The 20927-nt window shown below is 62.3% G+C and carries 16 protein-coding genes; 4 read left to right on the top strand and 12 right to left on the bottom strand.

Features of this window, described 5'->3' with window-relative positions; genetic code table 11:
- Nucleotides 1-13: 13 nt before the first annotated feature.
- Nucleotides 14-475, bottom strand: a complete 462-nt coding sequence (locus ACVDHI_RS17075; RefSeq protein WP_447212317.1) for a hypothetical protein — start codon at nucleotides 473-475, stop codon at nucleotides 14-16.
- A 190-nt stretch (nucleotides 476-665) separates the two neighbouring features.
- Complete coding sequence (locus ACVDHI_RS17080) at nucleotides 666-878, bottom strand: hypothetical protein (protein WP_447212318.1); 213 nt, start codon at nucleotides 876-878, stop codon at nucleotides 666-668.
- A gap of 377 nt (nucleotides 879-1255) precedes the next feature.
- Here ACVDHI_RS17080 and ACVDHI_RS17085 point away from each other — a divergent pair, with 377 nt between their 5' ends.
- Nucleotides 1256-1768, top strand: coding sequence for a GNAT family N-acetyltransferase (locus ACVDHI_RS17085; protein ID WP_323923749.1), 513 nt, complete (start codon nucleotides 1256-1258; stop codon nucleotides 1766-1768).
- Between the two features lie 503 nt (nucleotides 1769-2271).
- Here ACVDHI_RS17085 and ACVDHI_RS17090 read toward each other — a convergent pair.
- The 10 genes from ACVDHI_RS17090 to ACVDHI_RS17135 all read right to left on the bottom strand — a co-directional run bounded on the left by ACVDHI_RS17090 (nucleotide 2272) and on the right by ACVDHI_RS17135 (nucleotide 15295).
- Nucleotides 2272-5055 (bottom strand): Ig-like domain-containing protein, encoded by a 2784-nt coding sequence (locus ACVDHI_RS17090; protein WP_447212319.1) that lies wholly within the window; start codon nucleotides 5053-5055, stop codon nucleotides 2272-2274.
- A 298-nt stretch (nucleotides 5056-5353) separates the two neighbouring features.
- On the bottom strand, nucleotides 5354-7834 hold the full coding sequence (locus tag ACVDHI_RS17095; RefSeq protein ID WP_447212320.1) for an Ig-like domain-containing protein: 2481 nt from the start codon (nucleotides 7832-7834) through the stop codon (nucleotides 5354-5356).
- A gap of 647 nt (nucleotides 7835-8481) precedes the next feature.
- Nucleotides 8482-8823, bottom strand: a complete 342-nt coding sequence (locus ACVDHI_RS17100) for a DUF1294 domain-containing protein (RefSeq protein ID WP_139739468.1) — start codon at nucleotides 8821-8823, stop codon at nucleotides 8482-8484.
- Nucleotides 8820-9410 (bottom strand): sugar O-acetyltransferase, encoded by a 591-nt coding sequence (locus tag ACVDHI_RS17105; RefSeq protein WP_182956793.1) that lies wholly within the window; start codon nucleotides 9408-9410, stop codon nucleotides 8820-8822. Before ACVDHI_RS17105 ends, ACVDHI_RS17100 begins: the two co-directional genes overlap by 4 nt.
- An 88-nt stretch (nucleotides 9411-9498) precedes the next feature.
- On the bottom strand, nucleotides 9499-10758 hold the full coding sequence (locus ACVDHI_RS17110; RefSeq protein ID WP_447212321.1) for an MgtC/SapB family protein: 1260 nt from the start codon (nucleotides 10756-10758) through the stop codon (nucleotides 9499-9501).
- Between the two features lie 220 nt (nucleotides 10759-10978).
- On the bottom strand, nucleotides 10979-11815 hold the full coding sequence (locus ACVDHI_RS17115; protein ID WP_039040560.1) for a transporter substrate-binding domain-containing protein: 837 nt from the start codon (nucleotides 11813-11815) through the stop codon (nucleotides 10979-10981).
- Nucleotides 11812-12573 (bottom strand): amino acid ABC transporter ATP-binding protein, encoded by a 762-nt coding sequence (locus tag ACVDHI_RS17120; RefSeq protein WP_447212322.1) that lies wholly within the window; start codon nucleotides 12571-12573, stop codon nucleotides 11812-11814. Before ACVDHI_RS17120 ends, ACVDHI_RS17115 begins: the two co-directional genes overlap by 4 nt.
- Nucleotides 12570-13232: an amino acid ABC transporter permease gene (locus ACVDHI_RS17125; RefSeq protein WP_010675674.1), complete on the bottom strand. Its 663-nt coding sequence runs from the start codon at nucleotides 13230-13232 to the stop codon at nucleotides 12570-12572. The genes ACVDHI_RS17120 and ACVDHI_RS17125 overlap by 4 nt, the downstream gene beginning before the upstream one ends.
- A 189-nt stretch (nucleotides 13233-13421) precedes the next feature.
- Complete coding sequence (locus ACVDHI_RS17130; RefSeq protein WP_408762718.1) at nucleotides 13422-14087, bottom strand: amino acid ABC transporter permease; 666 nt, start codon at nucleotides 14085-14087, stop codon at nucleotides 13422-13424.
- A complete protein-coding gene (locus ACVDHI_RS17135; RefSeq protein WP_447212323.1) occupies nucleotides 14084-15295 on the bottom strand; it encodes a threonine synthase in 1212 nt (403 codons plus the stop codon). Before ACVDHI_RS17135 ends, ACVDHI_RS17130 begins: the two co-directional genes overlap by 4 nt.
- A 215-nt stretch (nucleotides 15296-15510) precedes the next feature.
- On the opposite strand from ACVDHI_RS17135, the gene ACVDHI_RS17140 reads away from it, so the two are divergent.
- The 3 genes from ACVDHI_RS17140 (at nucleotide 15511) to ACVDHI_RS17150 (ending at nucleotide 20881) form a co-directional block, all read left to right on the top strand.
- Nucleotides 15511-17658, top strand: a complete 2148-nt coding sequence (locus ACVDHI_RS17140) for a prolyl oligopeptidase family serine peptidase (protein WP_447212324.1) — start codon at nucleotides 15511-15513, stop codon at nucleotides 17656-17658.
- Nucleotides 17659-17847: 189 nt separating this feature from the next.
- Nucleotides 17848-20007 carry an AsmA family protein gene (locus tag ACVDHI_RS17145; RefSeq protein ID WP_447212325.1) on the top strand — a complete coding sequence of 720 codons (2160 nt, stop codon included), beginning with the start codon at nucleotides 17848-17850 and terminating at the stop codon, nucleotides 20005-20007.
- Nucleotides 20008-20146: 139 nt separating this feature from the next.
- A complete protein-coding gene (locus ACVDHI_RS17150) occupies nucleotides 20147-20881 on the top strand; it encodes an SDR family oxidoreductase (RefSeq protein ID WP_274799090.1) in 735 nt (244 codons plus the stop codon).
- The last annotated feature ends 46 nt before the right edge of the window (nucleotides 20882-20927 follow it).

Below are 20927 nucleotides of genomic sequence, written 5' to 3' on the forward strand. Positions count from 1 at the left end.
GTTCCACTCCCGCTCACGCGCTGGCATTGAGCAGCTTGCCGACGCCTTCCCCCGGGCCCTGGGGCAGGGTCTGCTTGAAGGCGTAGAGCAGCTGATCGAGGTTGAGGTCGCTGTTGCCGAGGGAGCCCTTGAGGGTGTCGAGCTCGCTCTGCAGCGCGTCGAGGCGGGTGCTCTGGGTGCCGTCTGCCAACTGGGTGCGGGCGGCATCGATGGCCTGGGGCAGGGGCTGGCCCGAGGATTCCTGACCCAGGGTCTGCATCAGCGCCCCCATGAAGTGGTTGATGGCGGGGCGGTTCTGCTCGCTGTCAGCCTCCTGGATGCCGAGGCGCTGGAACAGGCTCTGCACCGTGGGGGCAAGGTGCGGTTCCTGCACGGCGGGCTCGGTCTGGGCGGGCGGTGTGCTGTCGCCCAGCAGCTTGCTGCCCAGCTTGAGGGCAAGGGAGGCGAGGGGAAGCAGGGTGCCGATGGCGATCATGATGTCACTCTCCGTACGACTGATGTCATGACGGAGCAGGGATCGGGCCAGCTTGGCGAACATTCAACCGAAAAATGGCAGGGGATTGATCCTGCTGTGAATTTCGTTTTTGCCAGGCGGAGGACGGGCGGGGGCGGCGGCAAACCCTTGCAGCCCGGGGGCTGGCCGGTTTGCCGCCCGGCTTGCCGGATCAGAGCTCCTTGAACGGGCGGCGCTTCTCCTCCTCGATGACGATGGCCTCCAGATTGGCGACCCGCTCCTGCAACTCCTTGATGATCATGTCCTGCTTGCCGAGACGGTCGGTAATGTGGGCATCCCCCATCTGGTAGCGGGCGCGTTTGGTGAGATAGCTGAACGACACGCTGATAAAGACGATCAGGACGATACCTGTCCACATGGTCATGAATGACTCCTTTCAAGATTTGAACGAGAGGATCTGTCTCCCGCGCTGTCGTTGTCTCATACCCGACCTTGGGCGGCAATGCCCGCCTGGTTGTCTTCGGTGCACGCCGGGCTGCCCGAGGGGGTCACTCTCCGTCAAGGAGGATGCCTGAATGTGATGGCTCCTCTGTCATGCGGTCGTGACTGGACAGGGCGTGTGCTGGCGATGATGTTGGTTATTTGCCGCGAGTAAAGATGAATGCATGGTCGCGAAAAGTGTGCGTTCGATCATTCATGCACATTATTCAGTATGTTATTGATGGAGTCCTCTTTTAATAAATGCCTGTCACCTGATATCGATGATGCATATCAGGCCGGGCATCAGCATGAGGTCATCCAATGGAAATAAGAAGACTGACGCGCGGTGACGAAAATATCTGGTTCAAGGCATTATCCATATTGCTTGCTGAAACAGGTGAGGGGGCAGAAAAAGCCTCTCTGGAGGATATTGCCGCCGCTATTTCCGATGAGCGTTGTTATCTGCTGGTTGCCTTGCATGACGATGAGCCTGTCGGGCTGCTCAGTGCGTACCGTTTCCCTGACGTAAGAACTGGGGGGCACCTGGCGTATCTTTATGATATTGAGGTGATGGATGAAAAAAGAGGGCGTGGCATAGGAAAAGGGTTGGTCAATACCCTGATTGCCTGCTGCACGCGCGATGGCGTCAGACTGGTGTGGGCCGGGACCGACATGGCAAATAAAGCCGCACGACAGACCTTTGTGACGACCGGCGGGAAGGTAGAAGGCAGCGCTTATGTTGAATATGAGTGGGATAGGCTGGATGACGCCATGTCACCGGCATGTCCGTCTGCTTCATCGGTCAGCCCCTTGACCAAACCATCGTCATCATGACCTGTTGCAATAAAGGGCTGGGTATTGCCTTTTGCCAGGATGAGTGAACTGCTTCCTCGAGTGCTGACCGGGCTGGCAACAATATGGATCCGTTCTAACGATGGGGAGGTCTCGGGGGTGGAATCCTCTGAGCCACCACTACAACCCAATAATAAAAATGAAAAAAGCAGGGCGACATATGACCGTAATATCTTTGTCATAGGTAAAGTCCTCCAGGTTTATATTTCTGGCGCAAGCCTTGAAGGGCTCGCATGAATTTATTTGCGTCGTGATAGTCAGGCTGAGAATCATGTTTTTGATGGGGGTGTTTATAAGCCCATTCACAACATCTGATTTCAATCAGAGCGGCGTTAATTGCCTGGTGTTGGTTGGCGGATAGTGGCCGCCAGTAATCTATTCACTGTCGAGACGTTTATTTACTGGGGGCGCAGGACGGTGTTGTGTTGCAGATGCCCTAGCGCACGGATATAGCTGGCGCTTGCGCGCCAGCAACAGGTTAAAGGCTAAATGTCCTTACGAACGCAAGTTACGTTGTATTCACTGTTGATGCTGGCGTAGTTGGTGTTGCCGCTACCCATGTGTTTGCTGTGGTGACTGAGTATCCCCGTTGTATTGCGGGCCCAGGTCCAGTAGTAGCTGGTAGTACCACCACACTGATGGGGATTGCCCAGGGGCCACCCGTGAACACTACACATCTCTGAATTGGGCTGACCGGTAGCCGTAGCAGAAGTGCTCTGAATAAATAGATTTTCCAGCTCTTTTATGGTTGGCAGGCGATATGCGGGGTTCAGTCCTTTACAATAGGCATCGGCATTCCGCAAATTACGCTTGATGGTGTCAGGAGTTGTGAAAAACGGTAAAAGAGCCACCTCTTCTACTTCTATTTCTGCGGTGGCGCTGAAATGTTGGCCATTGACCTCACCGGAGGCGGTAATGGTAACAGTCCCGGCAGACACGCCGATCACCATGCCTTTGTCGGCGCCACTGCTGCTGATGGTGGCTACAGCCTGGTTGCTGGAACTCCAGCTCACAGCGTTATCCGCAGTAACATCGAGTACCTTGCCATCAGAGAGTATGGCTTCCCCTTTGAGCAGTTCACTCAAGCCTACAGGCAGGGTGGAAATGGTGGAGGAGATTTGAACCTGGGTCACGACGGCATGGGTAATGGTCACCTCGGCGGTGGCGCTGAAGGGCTGGCCGTTGACCTCACCGGAGGCGGTGATGGTGACGTTGCCCGCCGATACGCCGGTGACCATGCCTTTGTCTGGACCACTGCTGCTGATGGTGGCGATGGCCGGGTTGCTGGAACTCCAACTCACGGCGATATCAGTGGTGAAGTCGAATACCTGGCCATCTGAGAACAGGGCTTCTCCTTTGAGTTGTTCACTCAAGCCTGCAGGCAGGGCGGAAACGGTGGGGGTGATTAGAACCTGGGTCAAGACGGCGTGGGTGATGGTCACCTCGGCGGTGGCGCTAAAGTGCTGACCATTGGCCTCACCGGAGGCGGTGATGGTGACAGTGCCCGTCGATACGCCGGTCACCACGCCTTTGTCGGGACCACTGCTGCTGATGGTGGCAACGGCCGGGTTGCTGGAGCTCCAGCTCACGGCATCGTCAGTGGTGACATCCAGCAGCAGCATCGACTGATGACCATCGTACAGAAGGGCTTCTCCTTTGAGCTGTTTACTCAAGCCAATCGGCAAGGAGGAAACGGCGGGGGTGATCTGTACCTGGGTCACGACGAGACTGGTAATGGTCACCTCGGCCGTCGCGCTAAAGGGCTGGCCATTGGCCTCACCGGAGGCGGTAATGGTGACAGTCCCTGGGGACACGCCGGTCACCATGCCTTTGTCGGGACCACTGCTATGGATAGTGGCGATGGCAGGATCGCTGGAGTGCCAGCTCACGGCGTCGTCAGCGGTGACATCCAGCACCTGACCATTGGACAGAGTGACTTTCCCTGTGAGCCGTTCACTCCAGCCTGCCGGCAGGCTGGAGACGGCGGGGGTGATCTGTACCCGGGTCACGACGGCATGGGTGATGGTCACCTCTGCGGTGGCGCTGAAGTGCTGGCCATTGGCCTCACCGGAAGCTGTGATGGTGACAGTCCCTGGGGACACGCCGGTCACCCTGCCTTTGTCGGCGCCACTGCTGCTGATGGTGGCGACGGCCGGGTCGCTGGAGTGCCAGCTCACCACGTCGTCAGCGGTGACATCCAGCACCTGGCCATTGGACAGAAGGGCTTCCCCTGTGAGTTGTTCACTCAAACCCACGGGCAGAGAGGAAACGGCGGGGGTGATCTGTACCTGGGTCACGACGGTATGGGTGATGGTCACCTCGGCAGTCGCGCTGAAGGACTGGCCATTGGCCTTGCCGGAGGCGGTGATGGTGACGGTTCCTGCGGAGACACCGGTCACCCTGCCTTTGTCGGCGCCACTGTTGCTGACGGTGGCAACGGCCGGGTCGCTGGAGCGCCAGCTCACCACGTCGTCAGCGGTGACATCCTGCACCTGACCATCGGAAAGAAGGGCTTCCCCTGTGAGTTGTTCACTCAAGCCAACGGGCAGAGAGGTAACGGCGGGGGTGATCTGCACCTGGGTCACGACGGCATGGGTGATGGTCACTTCGGCCGTTGCGCTGAAGTGCTGGCCATTGGCCTCACCGGAGGCGGTGATGGTGACGGTTCCTGCGGAGACGCCGGTCACCCTGCCTTTGTCGGTGCCACTGCTGCTGACGGTGGCAACGGCCGGGTCGCTGGAGTGCCAGCTCACCACGTCGTCAGTCGTGACATCCAGCACCTGACCATCAGACAGAGTGGCCTCCCCTGTGAGCCGTTCACTCAAGCCAACGGGCAGAGAGGAAACGGCGGGGGTGATCTGTAGTTGGGCCACAACGGCATGGGTGATGGTCACCTCGGCCGTCGCGCTGAAGGATTGGCCATTGGCTTCACCGGAGGCAGTGATGGTGACGGTTCCTGCGGAGACGCCGGTCACCCTGCCTTTGTCGGTGCCACTGCTACTGACGGTGGCAACGGCCGGGTCGCTGGAGCGCCAGCTCACGGCATCGTCAGCGGTGACATCCAGCACCTGGCCATCGGACAGAATGACTTCCCCTTTGAGTTGTTCACTCAAGCCAACCGGCAGGGAGGAAACGGCGGGGGTGATCTGCAATCCGGATATGGAGATATCTGGTGGTATTACAGTGGATGAGTCATTGTTATTACCATTACAACCCAGTAATAAAAATGAGAAGAGTAGGGCGACATATGACCGTAACATCTTTGTCATAGGTAAAGTCCTCCAGGTTTATATTTCTGGCGCAAGCCTTGAAGGGCTCGCATGAATTTATTTGCGTCGTGATAGTCAGGCTGAGAATCATGTTTTTGATGGGGGTGTTTATAAGCCCATTCACAACATCTGATTTCAATCAGAGCGGCGTTAATTGCCTGGTGTTGGTTGGCGGATAGTGGCCGCCAGTAATCTATTCACTGTCGAGACGTTTATTTACTGGGGGCGCAGGACGGTGTTGTGTTGCAGATGCCCTGGCGCACGGATATAGCTGGCGCTTGCGCGCCAGCAACAAAAGCTAAATATCCTCACGAACACAGGCCACGTGGTTGCTTTCGGTATCGTCGGCCTGGTTGAAGGAGGTACCGTTGTTCATGTTGGTGCGCCAGCGCCAGTCTTTCCATTCCTTATCGTTGGCCCAGTAGAGGTTCGTACTACCGCCACATCGGCCTCGCAGGGGCCACCCGTGAACATCACACATGTCATCACTGGGCTGACCGAGTTCCGTTATAGAAGAGCTCTGAATAAACAGGTTTTGGAGTTCGAGTTTGGTTGGTAGGCGAGCCGCTGGGTTCAGCCCTTTGCAATAGGCATCGGCATCGTTCCAGTTACGTCCAATCGTGTCAGGAGTAGTGAAAAACGCCAGGGGGGGCTTAACCTCCACCTCGGCAGTCGCACTGAAGGATTGGCCATTGGCCTCACCGGAGGCAGTGATGGTGACGGTTCCAGCGGAGACGCCGGTCACCTTGCCTTTGTCGGGGCCACTGTTGCTGATGGTGGCAACGGCCGGGTTGCTGGAACTCCAGCTCACGGCGTTATCCGCAGTCACATCGAGTTCCTTGCCATTGGAGAGCATGACTTCCCCTTTGAGCTGTTCACTCAAGCCAGCCGGCAGGGAGGAAAACGCGGGGGTGATCTGTACCTGGGTCACGTCGAGGTTGGTGATGGTCACCTCGGCGGTGGCGCTGAAGTGCTGACCGTTGGCCTCACCGGAGGCGGTGATGGTCACAGTCCCTGCGGACATGCCGACCACCAGGCCTTTGTTGGGACCACTGTTGAAGATGATGGCAACGAGCGGGTTGCTGGAGCTCCAGCTTACGGCATCGTCAGCGGTGACATCCAGCAGCAGCATCGACTGATGGCCATCGTACAGAAGGGCTTCCCCTTTGAGCTGTTTACTCAAGCCAACCTGCAAGGAGGAAACGGCGGGGGTGATCTGTACCTGGGTCACGACGAGACTGGTAATGGTCACCTCGGCCGTCGCGCTAAAGTGCTGGCCATTGGCCTCACCGGAAGCTGTGATGGTGACGGTTCCTGCGGACACGCCGGTCACCATGCCTTTGTCGGGACCACTGCTATGGATAGTGGCGATGGCAGGATCGCTGGAGTGCCAGCTCACGGCGTCGTCAGCGGTGACATCCAGCACCTGACCATTGGACAGAGTGACTTTCCCTGTGAGCCGTTCACTCCAGCCTGCTGGCAGGGTGGAGACGGTGGGGGTGATTTGTACTTCCGCCACAACTGCCTTGGTAATGGTCACTTTGGCAGTCGCGCTGAAGTGCTGTCCATTGGCCTCACCGGAAGCTGTGATGGTGACAGTCCCTGGGGACACGCCGGTCACCCTGCCTTTGTCGACGCCACTGCTGCTGATGGTGGCGACGGCCGGGTCGCTGGAGTGCCAGCTCACCACGTCGTCAGCGGTGACATCCAGCACCTGGCCATTGGACAGAAGGGCTTCCCCTGTGAGTTGTTCACTCAAACCCACGGGCAGAGAGGAAGCGGCGGGGGTGATCTGTACCTGGGTCACGACGGCATGGGTGATGGTCACCTCGGCGGTGGCGCTGAAGTGCTGGCCATTGGCCTCACCGGAGGCAGTGATGGTGACGGTTCCTGTGGAGACACCGGTCACCCTGCCTTTGTCGGCGCCACTGTTGCTGACGGTGGCAACGGCCGGGTCGCTGGAGCGCCAGCTCACCACGTCGTCAGCGGTGACATCCTGCACCTGACCATCGGAAAGAAGGGCTTCCCCTGTGAGTTGTTCACTCAAGCCAACGGGCAGAGAGGTAACGGCGGGGGTGATCTGCACCTGGGTCACGACGGCATGGGTGATGGTCACTTCGGCCGTTGCGCTGAAGTGCTGGCCATTGGCCTCACCGGAGGCGGTGATGGTGACGGTTCCTGCGGAGACGCCGGTCACCCTGCCTTTGTCGGTGCCACTGCTGCTGACGGTGGCGACGGCCGGGTCGCTGGAGCGCCAGCTCACAAGGTCGTCAGCGGTGACATCCAGCACTTGGCCATCGGACAGAATGACTTCCCCTGTGAGCTGTTCACTCAAGTCAACCGGCAGAGAAGAAACGGCGGGGGTGATCTGTAGCTGGGCCACAACGGCATGGGTGATGGTCACCTCGGCCGTCGCGCTGAAGGATTGGCCATTGGCTTCACCGGAGGCAGTGATGGTGACGGTTCCTGCGGAGACGCCGGTCACCCTGCCTTTGTCGGTGCCACTGCTGCTGATGGTGGCAACGGCCGGGTCGCTGGAACGCCAGTTCACGGCATCGTCAGTCGTGACATCCAGCACCTGACCATCGGACAGAATGACTTCCCCTTTGAGTTGTTCACTCAAGCCAACCGGCAGGGAGGAAACGGCGGGGGTGATCTGCAATCCGGATATGGAGATATCTGGTGGTATTACAGTGGATGAGTCATTGTTATTACCATTACAACCCAGTAATAAAAATGAGAAGAGTAGGGCGACATATGACCGTAACATCTTTGTCATAAGCAAGGTCCTCTATATTTATATTTTTGGAGCAAGCCAGAGGGCTTGGGCAATCATAAACAGGGGCGAGCTACAGCTATGCAAGGATGTGGGAAAGTACGAACAAAAAAATATGTACGACGATCTTTAAGGCGGCTATGGTTGGTAACTCTATAATGTGATCGAATAATAACCTGAGATATTAATCACGACCAGCATTTTAAAAAATGTACTTTTGTTATTCCTTTTTGTTTGCTTTCAGCATGAATAAACTCTGAATGGAATTAGTTATATTTTCGCCTGAAATATCCTGTAACAAATTATATTGTGCGATGCATTCAACGTGCTTTTTGTTTAACTGGTTTTGATGAACTAACTCTGAATGAATTTTGCTAAATTCCCCTCAGACATATTTTGATACAATTTTTATGGGAGCCATTTTCAATCGGCTATTCATATTTTGTGCCCTCCATATGGATGGGGGGCGTACGAAGTGCCGTATTCAATTGGCATGGTGTGCGGGGGGATGGGCGCGGCGCCTTTCCTGGCATGTCATGCAGATCCCGATTCATCTTGCTTGCATTGCCTGTCGTGGAGGGGCGATTGTGCTGCACCCCTGTCTGCCCCGTGGGCGACTGGGCTGACAGGGGCATTGTCAGCGCGTCGGCTCAGAGCCCCTGCCAGAGCGGCCAGCCGAGCCAGATCCCGAGCAGCAGCAACTGCCCCCAGACGATGGCCCAGAACCGCAGGCGGTAGCTCCCTTTCTGGGTCTTGTGGCGCAGCCACTGGCGGGCGACCAGGGCGCCGGGCCAGCCGCCGCACAGCTCAAGCAGATGCAGGCGGGCCTCGGGCACGCGCCAGCCGCCACGAATGGCCTGGCGTTTGTCCCAGGCGTAGACGACCAGGGTCAGCAGGCTCATCAGCAGGATCAGGGCCAGCGGCCACCAGTTGGCATCGTGCGCGCCGAGCCAGCCTGCCCAACCCAAAGGCAGCAGGGCCAGGGCCATCATGACAGGCACGCCTGATCCCGAGTCTCGCCCGGGTGTAGCGTGCGGATCACCCGGGCCGGATTGCCCACCGCCAGGGAGTCCGCCGGGATGTCCCGGGTGACCACGGCGCCAGCCCCTATGATGGAGCGGGGCCCTATGGTGACGCCTGGGCAGATGATGGCCCCGCCGCCAATCCAGCAGTCATCGCCGATCCGCACCGGCTTGTTGTAGGCGGTCCAGTTGCGTCGCTCCAGATAGTCCATGGTGTGGGTGGCGGTGTAGATCTGCACGTTGGGGGCCAGCAACACATGGTTGCCGATGTGCACCTCGCCCACGTCGAGTATGGTGACGTTGAAGTTGAAGAAGGTCTTCTCGCCGATGTGGATGTTGCGGCCGAATTCGCAGGTGAAGGGGGTGCTGATCCAGCAGGAGTCGGGACAGTGGGCGAAGAGGTCGCGGCAGATCTGCTGGCGCAGGACGTGATCCCCCGCCGGTGAGGCGTTGAGTCGGCTCAGCAGCGCCTGGCCGCGAATGCGGTCGTTCGCTATCTCCTCGCTCTGGCTGTCCAGGGCGCCCCCAGCCAATACCTTGTCCCAGTCGCTTGCCATGGTTATCTCCTCCTGCTGCAAGAGGGGCAGTATACGCGACAAGGGGAGGGGGTGTCAGAGTGCCGGGCCCGTCAGGTGATCCCCGTCATCATGTCATCAGGACAAGGGGCAGGATGAGCAGGATGGAGACGAGGTAGGGGAGCAAGACCCGCCGCCCCAGGCTGCGTCCGCCAATCACCAGTGCCAGCACTCCTTTCACCAGGGAGTTGACCAGCCCGGCGAGCAGTATGCCCCTGGCCGCCACCTCCAGGGCCAGCTCCTTCTGGGCGAGCTGGGAGAGGGAGAGGGTGATGGCGTCCACGTCCGTGATGCCGGAGACCAGCGACAGCAGATAGACCCCGGAGTTGCCCACCTTGCTTTGCAGCAGGGTGGCCATGAAGCCGATGAGGGCGAGCAGCAGACCGAACTTGATGGCGGTGGCGAGATCCAGCGGGTTGCGGGTTTCGGGCTGTACCGGGCCGTCCGGCATATCTTCCCGCTGGCGCCAGAACCAGAAGGCAAAGCCGTAGACGATGGCTGCCAGCAGCAGCAGGGGGGCGGCCAGACGCAGCGCCAGCTCTCCGTGGATGATCAGCACCAGTGCCAGCAGCCTGAGCCACATGGTGGCTCCCGCCAGCAGAATGCCGGTGGCCAGCAGCCGCTCCAGCCCTCCCTGCTCCTTGTTGAGGCGGGCAAATTGCAGGGTGAGGGCGGTGGAGGAGGCGAGCCCCGCCAGCATGCTGGTGAGCACCAGCCCGGAGCGGGTGCCGAGCAGGCGCACCGCGAAGTGACCACAGAACGAGATGCCGGCGATCACCACCACCATGAGCCAGATCTTGAAGGGATTGAAGGCATTGAGGGGACCCATCTCGGTATCGGGGAGCACCGGCAGCAGCACCAGGGAGATGAGCAGAAAGCGCAGGGTGGCGTGAAACTCCATTTCGCTCAAGAACAGCATTCCCTGCTGGATCTTGCCCTTGAGCCCCATCAGGAGGGCCGCCAGCACGGCGCAGGCCACTGCCTCGCTCGGGCTCTGCAGCACCGACATCAGCCCCAGCAGGTAGGTGAGCACCATGGCTACCGAGCTGGTGAGGCCGAACTCCCCCTGCCAGCGCTGGGCCAGCCAGACCGAGAGGCCGCACCCCGTCACCACGGTCAGCAGACCGAGCAGGGCCAGCCAGGCGCCCAGGGTGGGCAGCAGCAGGGCGCAGACCCCGCCGAGCAGACCGATGAGGCCATAGGTGCGCATCCCTGCGATGCGCTGGTTGTCTCCGAGCTGGCGCACCTGCCAGCCCCGCTCCAGCCCGATGATGAGCCCGATGGCCAGGGACACCAGGGCGCCGTAGACGGGCTCGGCCTCTATCCACATGGGTTTCTCCTCCCGCTGCCGTTTCAGTGAGGATGGCACAGGGCATCCCGGGGCAGGGGGAGCTGGCTCACAGAGCTGGTGTCCCGTCTGCCGGGGTCTTGCAAACAAAAAAAAGGCGCCACCTGGAGGGGGCGCCTGGAAAGGTCAAACCTTGCGGTTTGCAGACCAACGGAACCAAAGATCACACACTTCACACTCAGCACTGCTGTGGGGGCAGGGCTCAACCCTGCCACTTGCCTCCTTCCACTATCACGTCGTTGGGATCGGTATCGGCGCTCAGCTTGTCGCGCACATACTGGTCGTAGAGTTTGAGCAGGTACTTCTCTTCCCCCAGCTTGGCGAGACGGTCGTTGACCCAGTCACGCAGCTCGATATTGCCCTTCTTCACCGCCGGCGCGATGGGGTCTTCCGAGCCCAGCTTCTCGGGCAGCACCCGATAGCCCGGGTTCTCCTTGGCCCAGCTGAACAGCACCAGGTTGTCCTGGGCATAGGCGTCGCCACGGCCCTGGGCCAGCGCCTGCAGGGATTCGGTGTTCTTCTCGAACTTGAGCACCTTCCAGTCCGGGTGGTTGCGGGTCAGCCAGATGTCGGCCGTGGTGCCGGTAGTGACGATAAGCCGCTTGCCGGCCAGATCGTCGAGCTTCTTGGCGTCGCTGCCTTCCGGCACCAGCACCTGCACCGCGACCTTGAGGTTCGGGTTGGTGAAGTCCACCACCTGCCGCCGCTCCGGGGTCACCGTCATGTTGGCGAGGATGAGATCCACCTTGTCGCTCTGCAGGAAGGGGATGCGGCTGGCGGGCTCCACCGCCACGAACTCGACCTTGTTTTCGTCCCCCAGCAGATCCTTGGCGAAGCGGCGGCCGAGATCGGTGTCAAAGCCGACGTAGTTGCCCTTCTCGTCAACATAGCCAAACGGCGGCTTGTCGGTGAAGACGCCGACGATGAGCTTGTCACGGGCCTTGATCTTGGCGAGGGAGCCGTCTTCTGCCTGGGCGGCGCCACTGGCGAGGCCCAGGCCGATGAGGGCGCTAAACAGGACCGAGGTAATTATCTTCATGCTGACTCCTTTCGTTTGCTGACAGTTGTATAAGAAAACTTGGCGAGGAACTGGCGGGCACGCTGGCTCCTGGGATTGTCGAAAAATTGATGGGGGGCGGCCTGCTCCAGGATGTGGCCGCCGTCCATGAAGACGATGCGATCCGCCACCGCTTGGGCGAACGCCAGCTCGTGGGTGACGATGAGCAGGGTCATGCCACTGCCGGCGAGATCGCGGATCACCTCCAGCACCTCCTGCACCATCTCGGGATCCAGCGCAGCGGTCACCTCGTCAAACAGCATCACCTGGGGGTTCATGCACAGCGCCCGCACGATGGCGATGCGCTGCTGCTGGCCACCGGAGAGCTGGCGCGGATAGTCGTGGCGCCGCTCCCACAGGCCGATGCGGGTCAGCAGCTGCTCCGCCTGCAGCAGGGCCTCGGCCCGCTCCCGCTTCTGCACCTGCACAGGGCCGAGCAGCACGTTCTCCAGCACCGTCAGGTTGGGGAAGAGGTGATAGCTCTGGAACACCATGCCGATGCGCTGGCGCAGCCGCTGCCAGTCGGTGCTGGCATCCAGCAACTCTCCGTCGAAGCGAATGTCGCCCCCCTGAATGGGTTCGAGCCCGTTGAGGGTGCGCAGCAAGGTGCTCTTGCCGCAGCCGCTCGGCCCCAGGATGACGATCACTTCCCCGGCGTTCACCGTGAGGCTGACCTCATCCAGTACCCAGTGTTGGCCGAATTGTTTGCTGACGGCATTGAGCTCAAGCAGAGGTGTCATACCGCATTACCCCATTGTTGCTCCAGCCGGCGCGAGGCGAGCGAGAGCGGATAGCAGACCAGAAAAAAGAACAGGAACAGCAGACCGTAGATGAGCAGCGAGCCATAGGTGCGCTCGATGATCTGCTGGCCTACCTTGATCACCTCCACCACCCCGATCAGCACCGCCAGTGAGCTGGTCTTGATGATGCGGGTGTAGATGTTGATGGTGGGCGGCGTCAGCCGTTGCAGCGCCTGGGGCAGCAGCACGTGGCGATAGAGCTGCCAGCGGGAGAGCCCGAGCGCCAGACCGGCCTCCTGCTGGCCGCGGGCGAGGGACTTGAGACCGCCGCGCACCACTTCCCCCACCTCGCTGGCGCCCCAGAGGGCCAGCACCAGCACGGCGCACCAGAAGGCCGGGATGTCTACGCCAAAGAAGATCGGCAGCCCGAAGAAGAAGAGGTAGAGCCAGACCAGCACGGGCACCACCCGAAACAGCTCCAGATAGACCCGCAGCACTCCCCGAGTCAGCCTTCCCCCTTGCTGGGCCAGCACGCCGTAACCGACCCCGCCCAGGGTGGCGAACAGGATGGCGAGCAGGGAGATGGCGAGGGTCTGACCCGCGCCCACCGCCAGCAGCGGCAGCGCCTGCGCCAACTGTTCAGTGACCGGACTGGCCATAGTGATCCCTCCCTTCTTGTGTATGGGTGGCGAGTGACGGCTGCAGCTGCAGGAAGATAAGTGCCCACATCGGGATCCTCGCCTGCATCAGCGATTCAGTGACCGAACTGACCATATTGATCCCTCCTTTCCTCTGCATGGGTGGCGAGTGACGGCAGCAGCTGGACAATAGGTGTCTGCATCAGTTGTTCAATGACCGAACTGACCATGTTGCAGCCTCCTTTCAACGACGCGCAGGGCGAGGGACAGCGGCAGAAAGATCAGCACGCACATCAAGGTCAGCACCGCCAGCATCTCGTAGGTCTTGTAGTAGAGGGCGATGTAGTTCTTGGTGGTGTAGAGCAGCTCGGGCACCGCCACCGCCGAGGCCACCGTGGTCTCTTTGAGCAGAAAGATGAAGTTGGCAAACAGCGCCGGCAGGCTGGCAAGCCAGGCCTGGGGCAGTTGCACGTGGCGCAGCAGCTGCCAGCGGGAGAGACCGATGGCCCGCCCGGCCTCCAGTTGGCTGGGGGGGACCGCCTGAATGCCCGCCCGCAGCGCCTCGGTCAGGTAGCCGCCGCCGAGGAAGGTCATGGCGATCACCGCCGTGGCAAAGCCGGAGAGCGAGATGCCGAGCGCCGGCAGCCCGAAGTAGAGAAAGAACAGCTGGATCAAGAGCGGCGTGTTGCGGGCCAGCTCCACATAGGCGCGGATCACCCCGTTCAGCCAGGGCTTGTGCAGGCTCAGCAGCGTCACATTGAGCAGCGCCACGACGAGCGAGGTGAGGATCACGATGGCGCCGAGCTGCAAGGTGACCCAGACCGATTGGCCGAACGCTGGCAGGGTGGTGAGAACAAAGGACCAGTCGAAGCTCATGCCGGGATCCTCCCGTCACGGCGCAGCCGCTGGGGCACGACAGTGATGGCGTCCGGGTACTTGATGCCGGCGCCGGTGTTGAGCACCACCACCCGCTCGCCCCCCTGTATCCAGCCCGCTTCCCGCAGCTGGCGGGCGGCGGCGAAGGCGGCCGCCCCTTCCGGGCAGACGAAGCTGCCTTCGCGCGCGGCGAGCTGGCGGATCTCGCGCTGGATGGCGCTATCGTCCACCGCGACGGCGCACCCCTCGGTGCGATAGAGGGCGTCCAGCACCAGAAAATCCCCCAGCGCCTTGGGCACGTTGATGCCAAAGGCGAGGGTCTGGGAATCGGGCCAGAAGCGCGATTCGCGCTCCCCCTGCTGCCAGGCCTGGACGATGGGGGCGCAGCCGCTCGCCTGCACCGCCACCAGTCGCGGCAGTGGCCCCTTGACCCAGCCCAGCTCCTGCAACTCCCGCAGCGCCTTGTAGATGCCGATGAGACCGACTCCGCCGCCGGTGGGGTAGAGGATGACGTCCGGCAGGGTCCAGCCGAGCTGCTCGGCGATCTCCAGCCCCATGGTCTTCTTGCCCTCGATGCGATAGGGCTCCTTGAGGGTGGAGGCATCGAACAGCCCCTGCTCGGCCACCACCTCGGCCACCTGGCGACCGGCGTCGCTGATGAGGCCATCCACCAGATAGAGGCGGGCACCGGCCAGCGAGGTCTCCAGTCTTGTGATGGCGGGGGCCGCCTGGGGCATGACTATGGTGCTGCGCAAGCCGGCGCGGGCGCCGTAAAGCGCCCAGGCCGCCCCGGCGTTGCCGTTGGTGGGCATGGCGAAGTGGGTGATGCCGAGCTCCCGGGCGCGGGAGACGCCGACCGCGGCGCCGCGGGCCTTGAAAGAACCGGTGGGGATGATGCTCTCATCCTTCATCCAGAGATCCGGAATGCCGATCTGTTTGCCGAAAGCGGGCAGGGGCAGCAGGGGAGTGAAGCCTTCCCCCAGGGTGATCACCTGGGCGGGGTCGCGCACCGGCAGCAGCTCGTGGTAGCGCCACAGGCTGGCGGGGCGCCCCAGCAGCGCGGCCGGGTGCCAGGCCTGTTTCAGGGCCTCGAGGTCGTAGCTGGCCAGCAAGGGGGCACCGACCGGGCTCAACTGCTGGGGCTGATCGGCATCCACTATCTCGCCGGTCTTGCTGCAACGCAGATGTGATAGGTAGCTGTACGGCATGCTTTATCCTGAATGGCTCACGTTGGCTGGTGTCTTATTCCATCCTGTGACCCAAGGGCCGGATAACAAACAAAATAAAGCGGCAAACTTAAGCGAAAAAATTTATATGGCTCCCCCGTGCCGGCGGGCCACCCTCTGCCACCGGTCGGGGGGTTGGGCCATCCGGCGCGCTTTGTTAACCTGCCCGCTCACTCAAACCGCAGGGAGCCGCCTCGATGCGAGCCATTGTCAGCCTGCTGGCCCTGTCACTGCTGTGTGCGTGCAGCGGCCAGCCAACCAGAGAGGATGCCATGTCAGGGAATACGCGCCTTCACTACCCCGTCACCCGCCAGGGTGAGCAGGTGGATCACTATTTCGGCCAGGCCGTGGCCGACCCCTATCGCTGGCTGGAGGATGACCGCAGCCCCGAGACCGAGGCCTGGGTCAAGGCCCAGAACGCCGTGACTCAGGGTTACCTGGCGCAGATCCCGTATCGCGCCGCCATCAAGGAGAAGCTGGCCGCCTCCTGGAACTACGCCAAGGAGGGGGCGCCGTTTCGCGAGGGGCGCTACCACTACTTCTTCAAGAACGACGGCCTGCAGAACCAGAACGTGCTGTGGCGCCAGCTGGAGGGCAAGCCGGCGGAGGTATTCCTCGATCCCAATACCCTCAGCCCCGACGGCACCACGGCGCTGGATCAGCTGAGCTTCTCCCGCGATGGCCGCATCCTGGCCTACTCCTTGTCGCTGGCCGGCAGCGACTGGCGCGAGATCCACCTGATGGACGTAGAGAGCAAGCAGCCGCTGGAGGCGCCCCTCAAGGACGTGAAGTTCAGCGGCATCAGCTGGCTCGGCAACGAGGGCTTCTTCTACTCGAGCTACGACAAGCCCGACGGCAGCGAGCTGTCGGCCAGGACCGATCAGCACAAGGTCTATTTCCACCGGCTCGGCACGGCGCAGGAGGATGACCGGCTGGTGTTTGGCGCCATCCCGGCCCAGCACCACCGCTACGTGGGGGCGACCGTCACCGAAGATGACCGCTTCCTGCTCATCTCGGCGGCGAACTCCACCTCAGGCAACCGCCTCTATGTGAAGGATCTGAGCCAGGAGAACGCGCCGCTGCTGACGGTGCAGGGGGATCTGGATGCGGACGTGAGCCTGGTGGACAACAAGGGCGGCACCCTTTACCTGCTGACCAACCGGGACGCCCCCAACGGCCGGCTGGTGACGGTGGATGCCGCCAACCCGGGCCCGGCCCACTGGCGGGATCTCATCCCCGAGCGCCAGCAGGTGCTGACGGTACACAGCGGCAGCGGCTATCTGTTCGCCGAGTACATGGTGGATGCCACCGCCCGGGTCGAGCAGTTCGACTACGAAGGCAAGCGGGTGCGCGAGGTGGCGCTACCCGGCCTTGGCAGCGTCAGCGGCTTCAACGGCAAGCACGACGACCCCGCCCTCTACTTCGGCTTCGAGAATTATGCCCAGCCGCCCACCCTCTACCGGTTTGAGCCCAAGAGCGGCGCCATCAGCCTCTATCGCGCCTCGGCGGCGCCGTTCAAGCCAGCGGATTACGTTTCCGAGCAGCGCTTCTACCAGAGCAAGGACGGCACCCGGGTGCCGCTCATCATCAGCTACCGCAAGGGGCTCAAGCTTGATGGCAGCAACCCGACCATCCTCTACGGCTACGGCGGTTTCGACGTGAGCCTGACCCCGAGCTTCAGCGTGTCGGTGGCCAACTGGCTGGATCTGGGGGGCGTCTATGCGGTGGCCAACCTGCGCGGGGGCGGCGAGTACGGCCAGGCCTGGCACCTGGCGGGCACTCAGCAGAACAAGCAGAACGTGTTCGACGATTTCATCGCGGCGGCCGAGTACCTCAAGGCCGAAGGCTACACCCGCACCGATCGGCTGGCGATCCGAGGTGGCTCCAACGGCGGTCTGCTGGTGGGGGCGGTCATGACCCAGCGGCCGGATCTGATGCGGGTCGCCCTGCCGGCGGTGGGGGTGCTCGACATGCTGCGCTACCACACCTTCACCGCCGGGGCGGGCTGGGCTTATGACTACGGCACCAGCGCCGACAGCGAGGCGATGTTCGACTACCTGAAGGGCTACTCGCCCCTGCACAACGTCCGGGCCGGGGTCAGCTACCCCTCGACCCTGGTGACCACGGCGGATCACGACGATCGGGTGGTGCCGGCCCACTCCTTCAAGTTTGCCGCCACCCTGCAGGCCGACAATGCCGGCCCCCATCCCCAGCTCATCCGCATCGAGACCAATGCCGGGCACGGGGCGGGCACGCCGGTGGCCAAGCTTATCGAGCAGAGTGCGGACATCTATGCCTTCACCCTGTACGAGATGGGCTATCAGCAGTTGCCGCGTCAGCCTTGATCCGGGCGAGGCGGGCGTCAGCCATCCACTATCATCAGGGCCCTGCGGGGCCCTTTTTATTGCCGCGTGTTTGAACGTGGGCCTGCGACCATCCCTGTCTCGCCGCTGGCCCGTTTTGGCAGACGGGCCCCATCTGTCATCCCCCCGGTGGTATAGTCAGCCACAAGATCCGCATTCAAGGAGTCCATCGTGAAGAAGATCATCTACATCCTGCTGGGGTTGGCGCTGGCGGCCGTGGTGGCCATCGCCGCCCTGGTGTCCCTCATCGATCCCAACCAGTTCAAGCCCCAGCTGGTGGAACAGGTGCGCAAGAGCACCGGCCGCGAGCTGGTGATACAAGGGGATATCGGCTGGCGTTTCTGGCCAAGCCTGGGCCTCTCCCTCGAGAAGGTGGCGCTACGCAACCCCGCCGGCTTTGCCGAGCCCGACCTGGTGCGATTCGAGCAGGGTGAGGCCTCGGTAGGCTTGCTGCCGCTGCTCTCCCACAAGCTTGAGATCGGCAAGGTGACCCTGAGCGGCGCTCATCTGTTTATCCAGACCAGGGCTGACGGCAGCTCCAACCTGAGGGATCTACTCCAGGCCTCCGCCGAGCCCAAGGGGGAGGCGACAACCTCCGAGCCTGCCGCAACGACGCCCCCAGCCGCCAGTGACAAACAGCTCTGGCAGATCAGCCTGCAAGGCATCGCGCTGGTGGATGCCAGCGCCCTGGTGCGGGACGACCGTAGCGGTACCGTCTCCCGGCTCGACCGGCTGGATCTCGATCTGGGGCAGTTGACCCCGGGGGAGTGGGTACCGGTGACTCTGGCCGCCAAGGGGGCCCAGGGTGAGCTGGCTTTTGATCTCAAGGGGTCGGCCCAGCTCAAGCTGGCGTCCGATGCCAGCCGCAGCGAGCTGAAAGATGTCGCACTGGCGGGGAGCCTGAGCGAACCGACCCAGCGGCTGGATGCTTTCTCCCTCAAGGCCGATCGGCTGGCATTGGGGGAGTGGAGCAGTCTGAGCCTTAGCCTCAGCGGGGCACAGGGGGCTGCGGACAAGCCGACCCTGGCCGGTACGCTGGAGGGGACCCTCAAGGCGCGCCTCGATGAAAACCGGCAACTGCTGGAGATATCGGATGCCGTGCTGGCCGCCAAGCTCAGCGGTGATTCTCTGCCGCGCCCGCAGATGCAGCTCAAGCTCGCTGGCTTTGCCCGCGCGGAGCTCGACAAGCAGAGCGTCGCCCTCAGCAACCTGGTGCTGGGAGCGGACGATACCCTGCTGAGCGGCAGCGGCGCCGTTCGTCTGGGGGCCGTACCCAAAGTGGACTTTGACCTCAAGGGGGACAAGCTCGATCTCGACGCCTGGCTCGGTCAATCGGCCAAGGCCGCGCCCGCTGCGGCCACGTCGGGGGCGGCTGCACCGGCCGGAGCAAAGGAGCAGGCTGCGGCGCCCGCCAACAGGGCGCTCTCCACGGTAGAGCCTGATCTGACCGCCCTCAAGTCGGTGGACCTGGCTGGCCGCCTGCAACTGGGCAGCCTGCGCCTCAAGGGGCTGGATCTCAGCGCCGTGGATCTGCAACTGGCCCTGGCGGGTGGTCAGCTCACCCTCAAGCAGTTCAGTGCCGGGGTGGCCGGTGGCCAGGTGACCGCCAGCGGCGTGCTCGATGCCCGTCAGCAGCCGGCCCGCTATCAGGTGCACAAGCGGGTGCAGGGGGTCGATGTGCGGCCCCTGCTGCAGACCCTGGCCCAGACCGACCTGCTGGAAGGCAAGGGGGATCTGGAGGTCGAGGCGCAGGGCTCAGGACTCTCCGAGCAGGCGCTGCGCAGCCGGATGCAGGGCAAGGTAAACCTCAAGTTGAGCGATGGCGCCCTGCACGGCATCAACCTGGCGGAGATGATCCGCGAGGCGCGGGCCACCCTGACCGGCAAGGGGGCGGATCAGGTGAAGGAGGTGCGCAAGACCGACTTCAGCGCCCTCACCGCCAGCTTCCAGATTGCCGACGGGGTTGCCAGGAGCAACGACATCCAGCTCTTTGCCCCCGCCCTGCGGGTGAAGGGGCAGGGCCAGACCGCCCTGGTGCCGGAGACCCTCGACTTCCTGTTCCTCACCTCCGTGGTGGAGAGCAGCAAGGGGCAGGGGGGCAAGACGGTGGATGAGCTCAAGGACATCACCATACCGGTGCGCATCGGCGGCCACTGGCAGGCGCCGAGCTACAAGCTTGACGTGAAGGAGCTGCTCAGCAACAACAAGGTGCTGGAGGAGAAGGCCCGCAAGGAGGCCGAGCGGGGTCTCAAGAAGCTGCTGGGTGACAAGGCCGACAACGAAGGGGTGAAGGGGGTGGCCGACCAGCTGCTCAAGGGCCTGTTCAAATAGCCAGCCTCCCCTTGTTGCCATCAAGAGCCCACCCCGTGCGGGCTCTTTGTTGTGGTGCCGGGCGTCACGGGACGAGGTGTGGTCGGCAACCTGGGGTACTATGCGAAACAGTCTTCGAAACCGGGAGCCAGGAGGGTTCATGAACAAACGGGTGCTGATCACCGGCGGTGGCAGAGGTATCGGGGCCGCGACAGCCCGCTATCTGGCGGCGCAGGGTTACCATCTCTGTCTCAACTATCGTCAGGACAGGGCGTCCGCCGAGGCGGTGGTGGCCGAGATCCTGGCCACCCATCCGGTCGAGTGCATCGCGGTGCAGGCCGATGTCAGCGTGGAGGCCGAGGTGGTGCGCCTGTTCGGGGAGATGGACGCGCGGCTCGGCCCCGTCACTCATCTGGTGAACAACGCCGGCAGGTTGCAGCCCCAGATGCGGGTGCTGGAGATGAGCGCCGAGCGCATCAACCAGACCCTGACCACCAATGTCACCAGCTGCTTTCTCTGCTGCCGCGAGGCGGTGCGCCGCATGACGGCAGGGGGCGCCATCGTCAACGTCTCTTCCGCCGCTGCCAGGCTGGGCTCCCCCGGGGAGTACGTGGATTATGCCGCCGCCAAGGGGGCCGTCGACGTGCTGACCAAGGGGCTGTCGCTGGAGCTGGCGGCTCAGGGGATCCGGGTCAACGGGGTGCGCCCGGGTTTCATCTACACCGACATGCATGCCGACGGCGGCGAGCCCGGCCGGGTGGACAGGATCAAGGGGGCCATTCCGCTGCAACGGGGCGGCGAACCCCGTGAGGTGGCGGCCGCCATCGCCTGGCTGCTGTCGGACGAGGCCTCCTATGCCACCGGCACCTTTATCGATGTGGCGGGCGGGCGCTAGGTCATCTTCAACAAGCCTTTCGTCAACGAGAAGGGGCGCCATGGCG

It is taken from the genome of Aeromonas sp. 25-248 (assembly GCF_053005425.1).

What these genes read in the sequence shown, in the direction of transcription:
- ACVDHI_RS17130 (WP_408762718.1), bottom strand. Translation starts at nt 14,087, where the DNA reads ATGAGCTTCGACTGGTCCTTTGTTCTCACCACCCTGCCAGCGTTCGGC.
- ACVDHI_RS17075 (WP_447212317.1), bottom strand. Translation starts at nt 475, where the DNA reads ATGATCGCCATCGGCACCCTGCTTCCCCTCGCCTCCCTTGCCCTCAAG.
- ACVDHI_RS17085 (WP_323923749.1), top strand. Translation starts at nt 1,256, where the DNA reads ATGGAAATAAGAAGACTGACGCGCGGTGACGAAAATATCTGGTTCAAG.
- ACVDHI_RS17140 (WP_447212324.1), top strand. Translation starts at nt 15,511, where the DNA reads ATGCGAGCCATTGTCAGCCTGCTGGCCCTGTCACTGCTGTGTGCGTGC.
- ACVDHI_RS17100 (WP_139739468.1), bottom strand. Translation starts at nt 8,823, where the DNA reads ATGATGGCCCTGGCCCTGCTGCCTTTGGGTTGGGCAGGCTGGCTCGGC.
- ACVDHI_RS17135 (WP_447212323.1), bottom strand. Translation starts at nt 15,295, where the DNA reads ATGCCGTACAGCTACCTATCACATCTGCGTTGCAGCAAGACCGGCGAG.
- ACVDHI_RS17150 (WP_274799090.1), top strand. Translation starts at nt 20,147, where the DNA reads ATGAACAAACGGGTGCTGATCACCGGCGGTGGCAGAGGTATCGGGGCC.
- ACVDHI_RS17115 (WP_039040560.1), bottom strand. Translation starts at nt 11,815, where the DNA reads ATGAAGATAATTACCTCGGTCCTGTTTAGCGCCCTCATCGGCCTGGGC.
- ACVDHI_RS17090 (WP_447212319.1), bottom strand. Translation starts at nt 5,055, where the DNA reads ATGACAAAGATGTTACGGTCATATGTCGCCCTACTCTTCTCATTTTTA.
- ACVDHI_RS17125 (WP_010675674.1), bottom strand. Translation starts at nt 13,232, where the DNA reads ATGGCCAGTCCGGTCACTGAACAGTTGGCGCAGGCGCTGCCGCTGCTG.
- ACVDHI_RS17105 (WP_182956793.1), bottom strand. Translation starts at nt 9,410, where the DNA reads ATGGCAAGCGACTGGGACAAGGTATTGGCTGGGGGCGCCCTGGACAGC.
- ACVDHI_RS17095 (WP_447212320.1), bottom strand. Translation starts at nt 7,834, where the DNA reads ATGACAAAGATGTTACGGTCATATGTCGCCCTACTCTTCTCATTTTTA.
- ACVDHI_RS17120 (WP_447212322.1), bottom strand. Translation starts at nt 12,573, where the DNA reads ATGACACCTCTGCTTGAGCTCAATGCCGTCAGCAAACAATTCGGCCAA.
- ACVDHI_RS17080 (WP_447212318.1), bottom strand. Translation starts at nt 878, where the DNA reads ATGACCATGTGGACAGGTATCGTCCTGATCGTCTTTATCAGCGTGTCG.
- ACVDHI_RS17110 (WP_447212321.1), bottom strand. Translation starts at nt 10,758, where the DNA reads ATGTGGATAGAGGCCGAGCCCGTCTACGGCGCCCTGGTGTCCCTGGCC.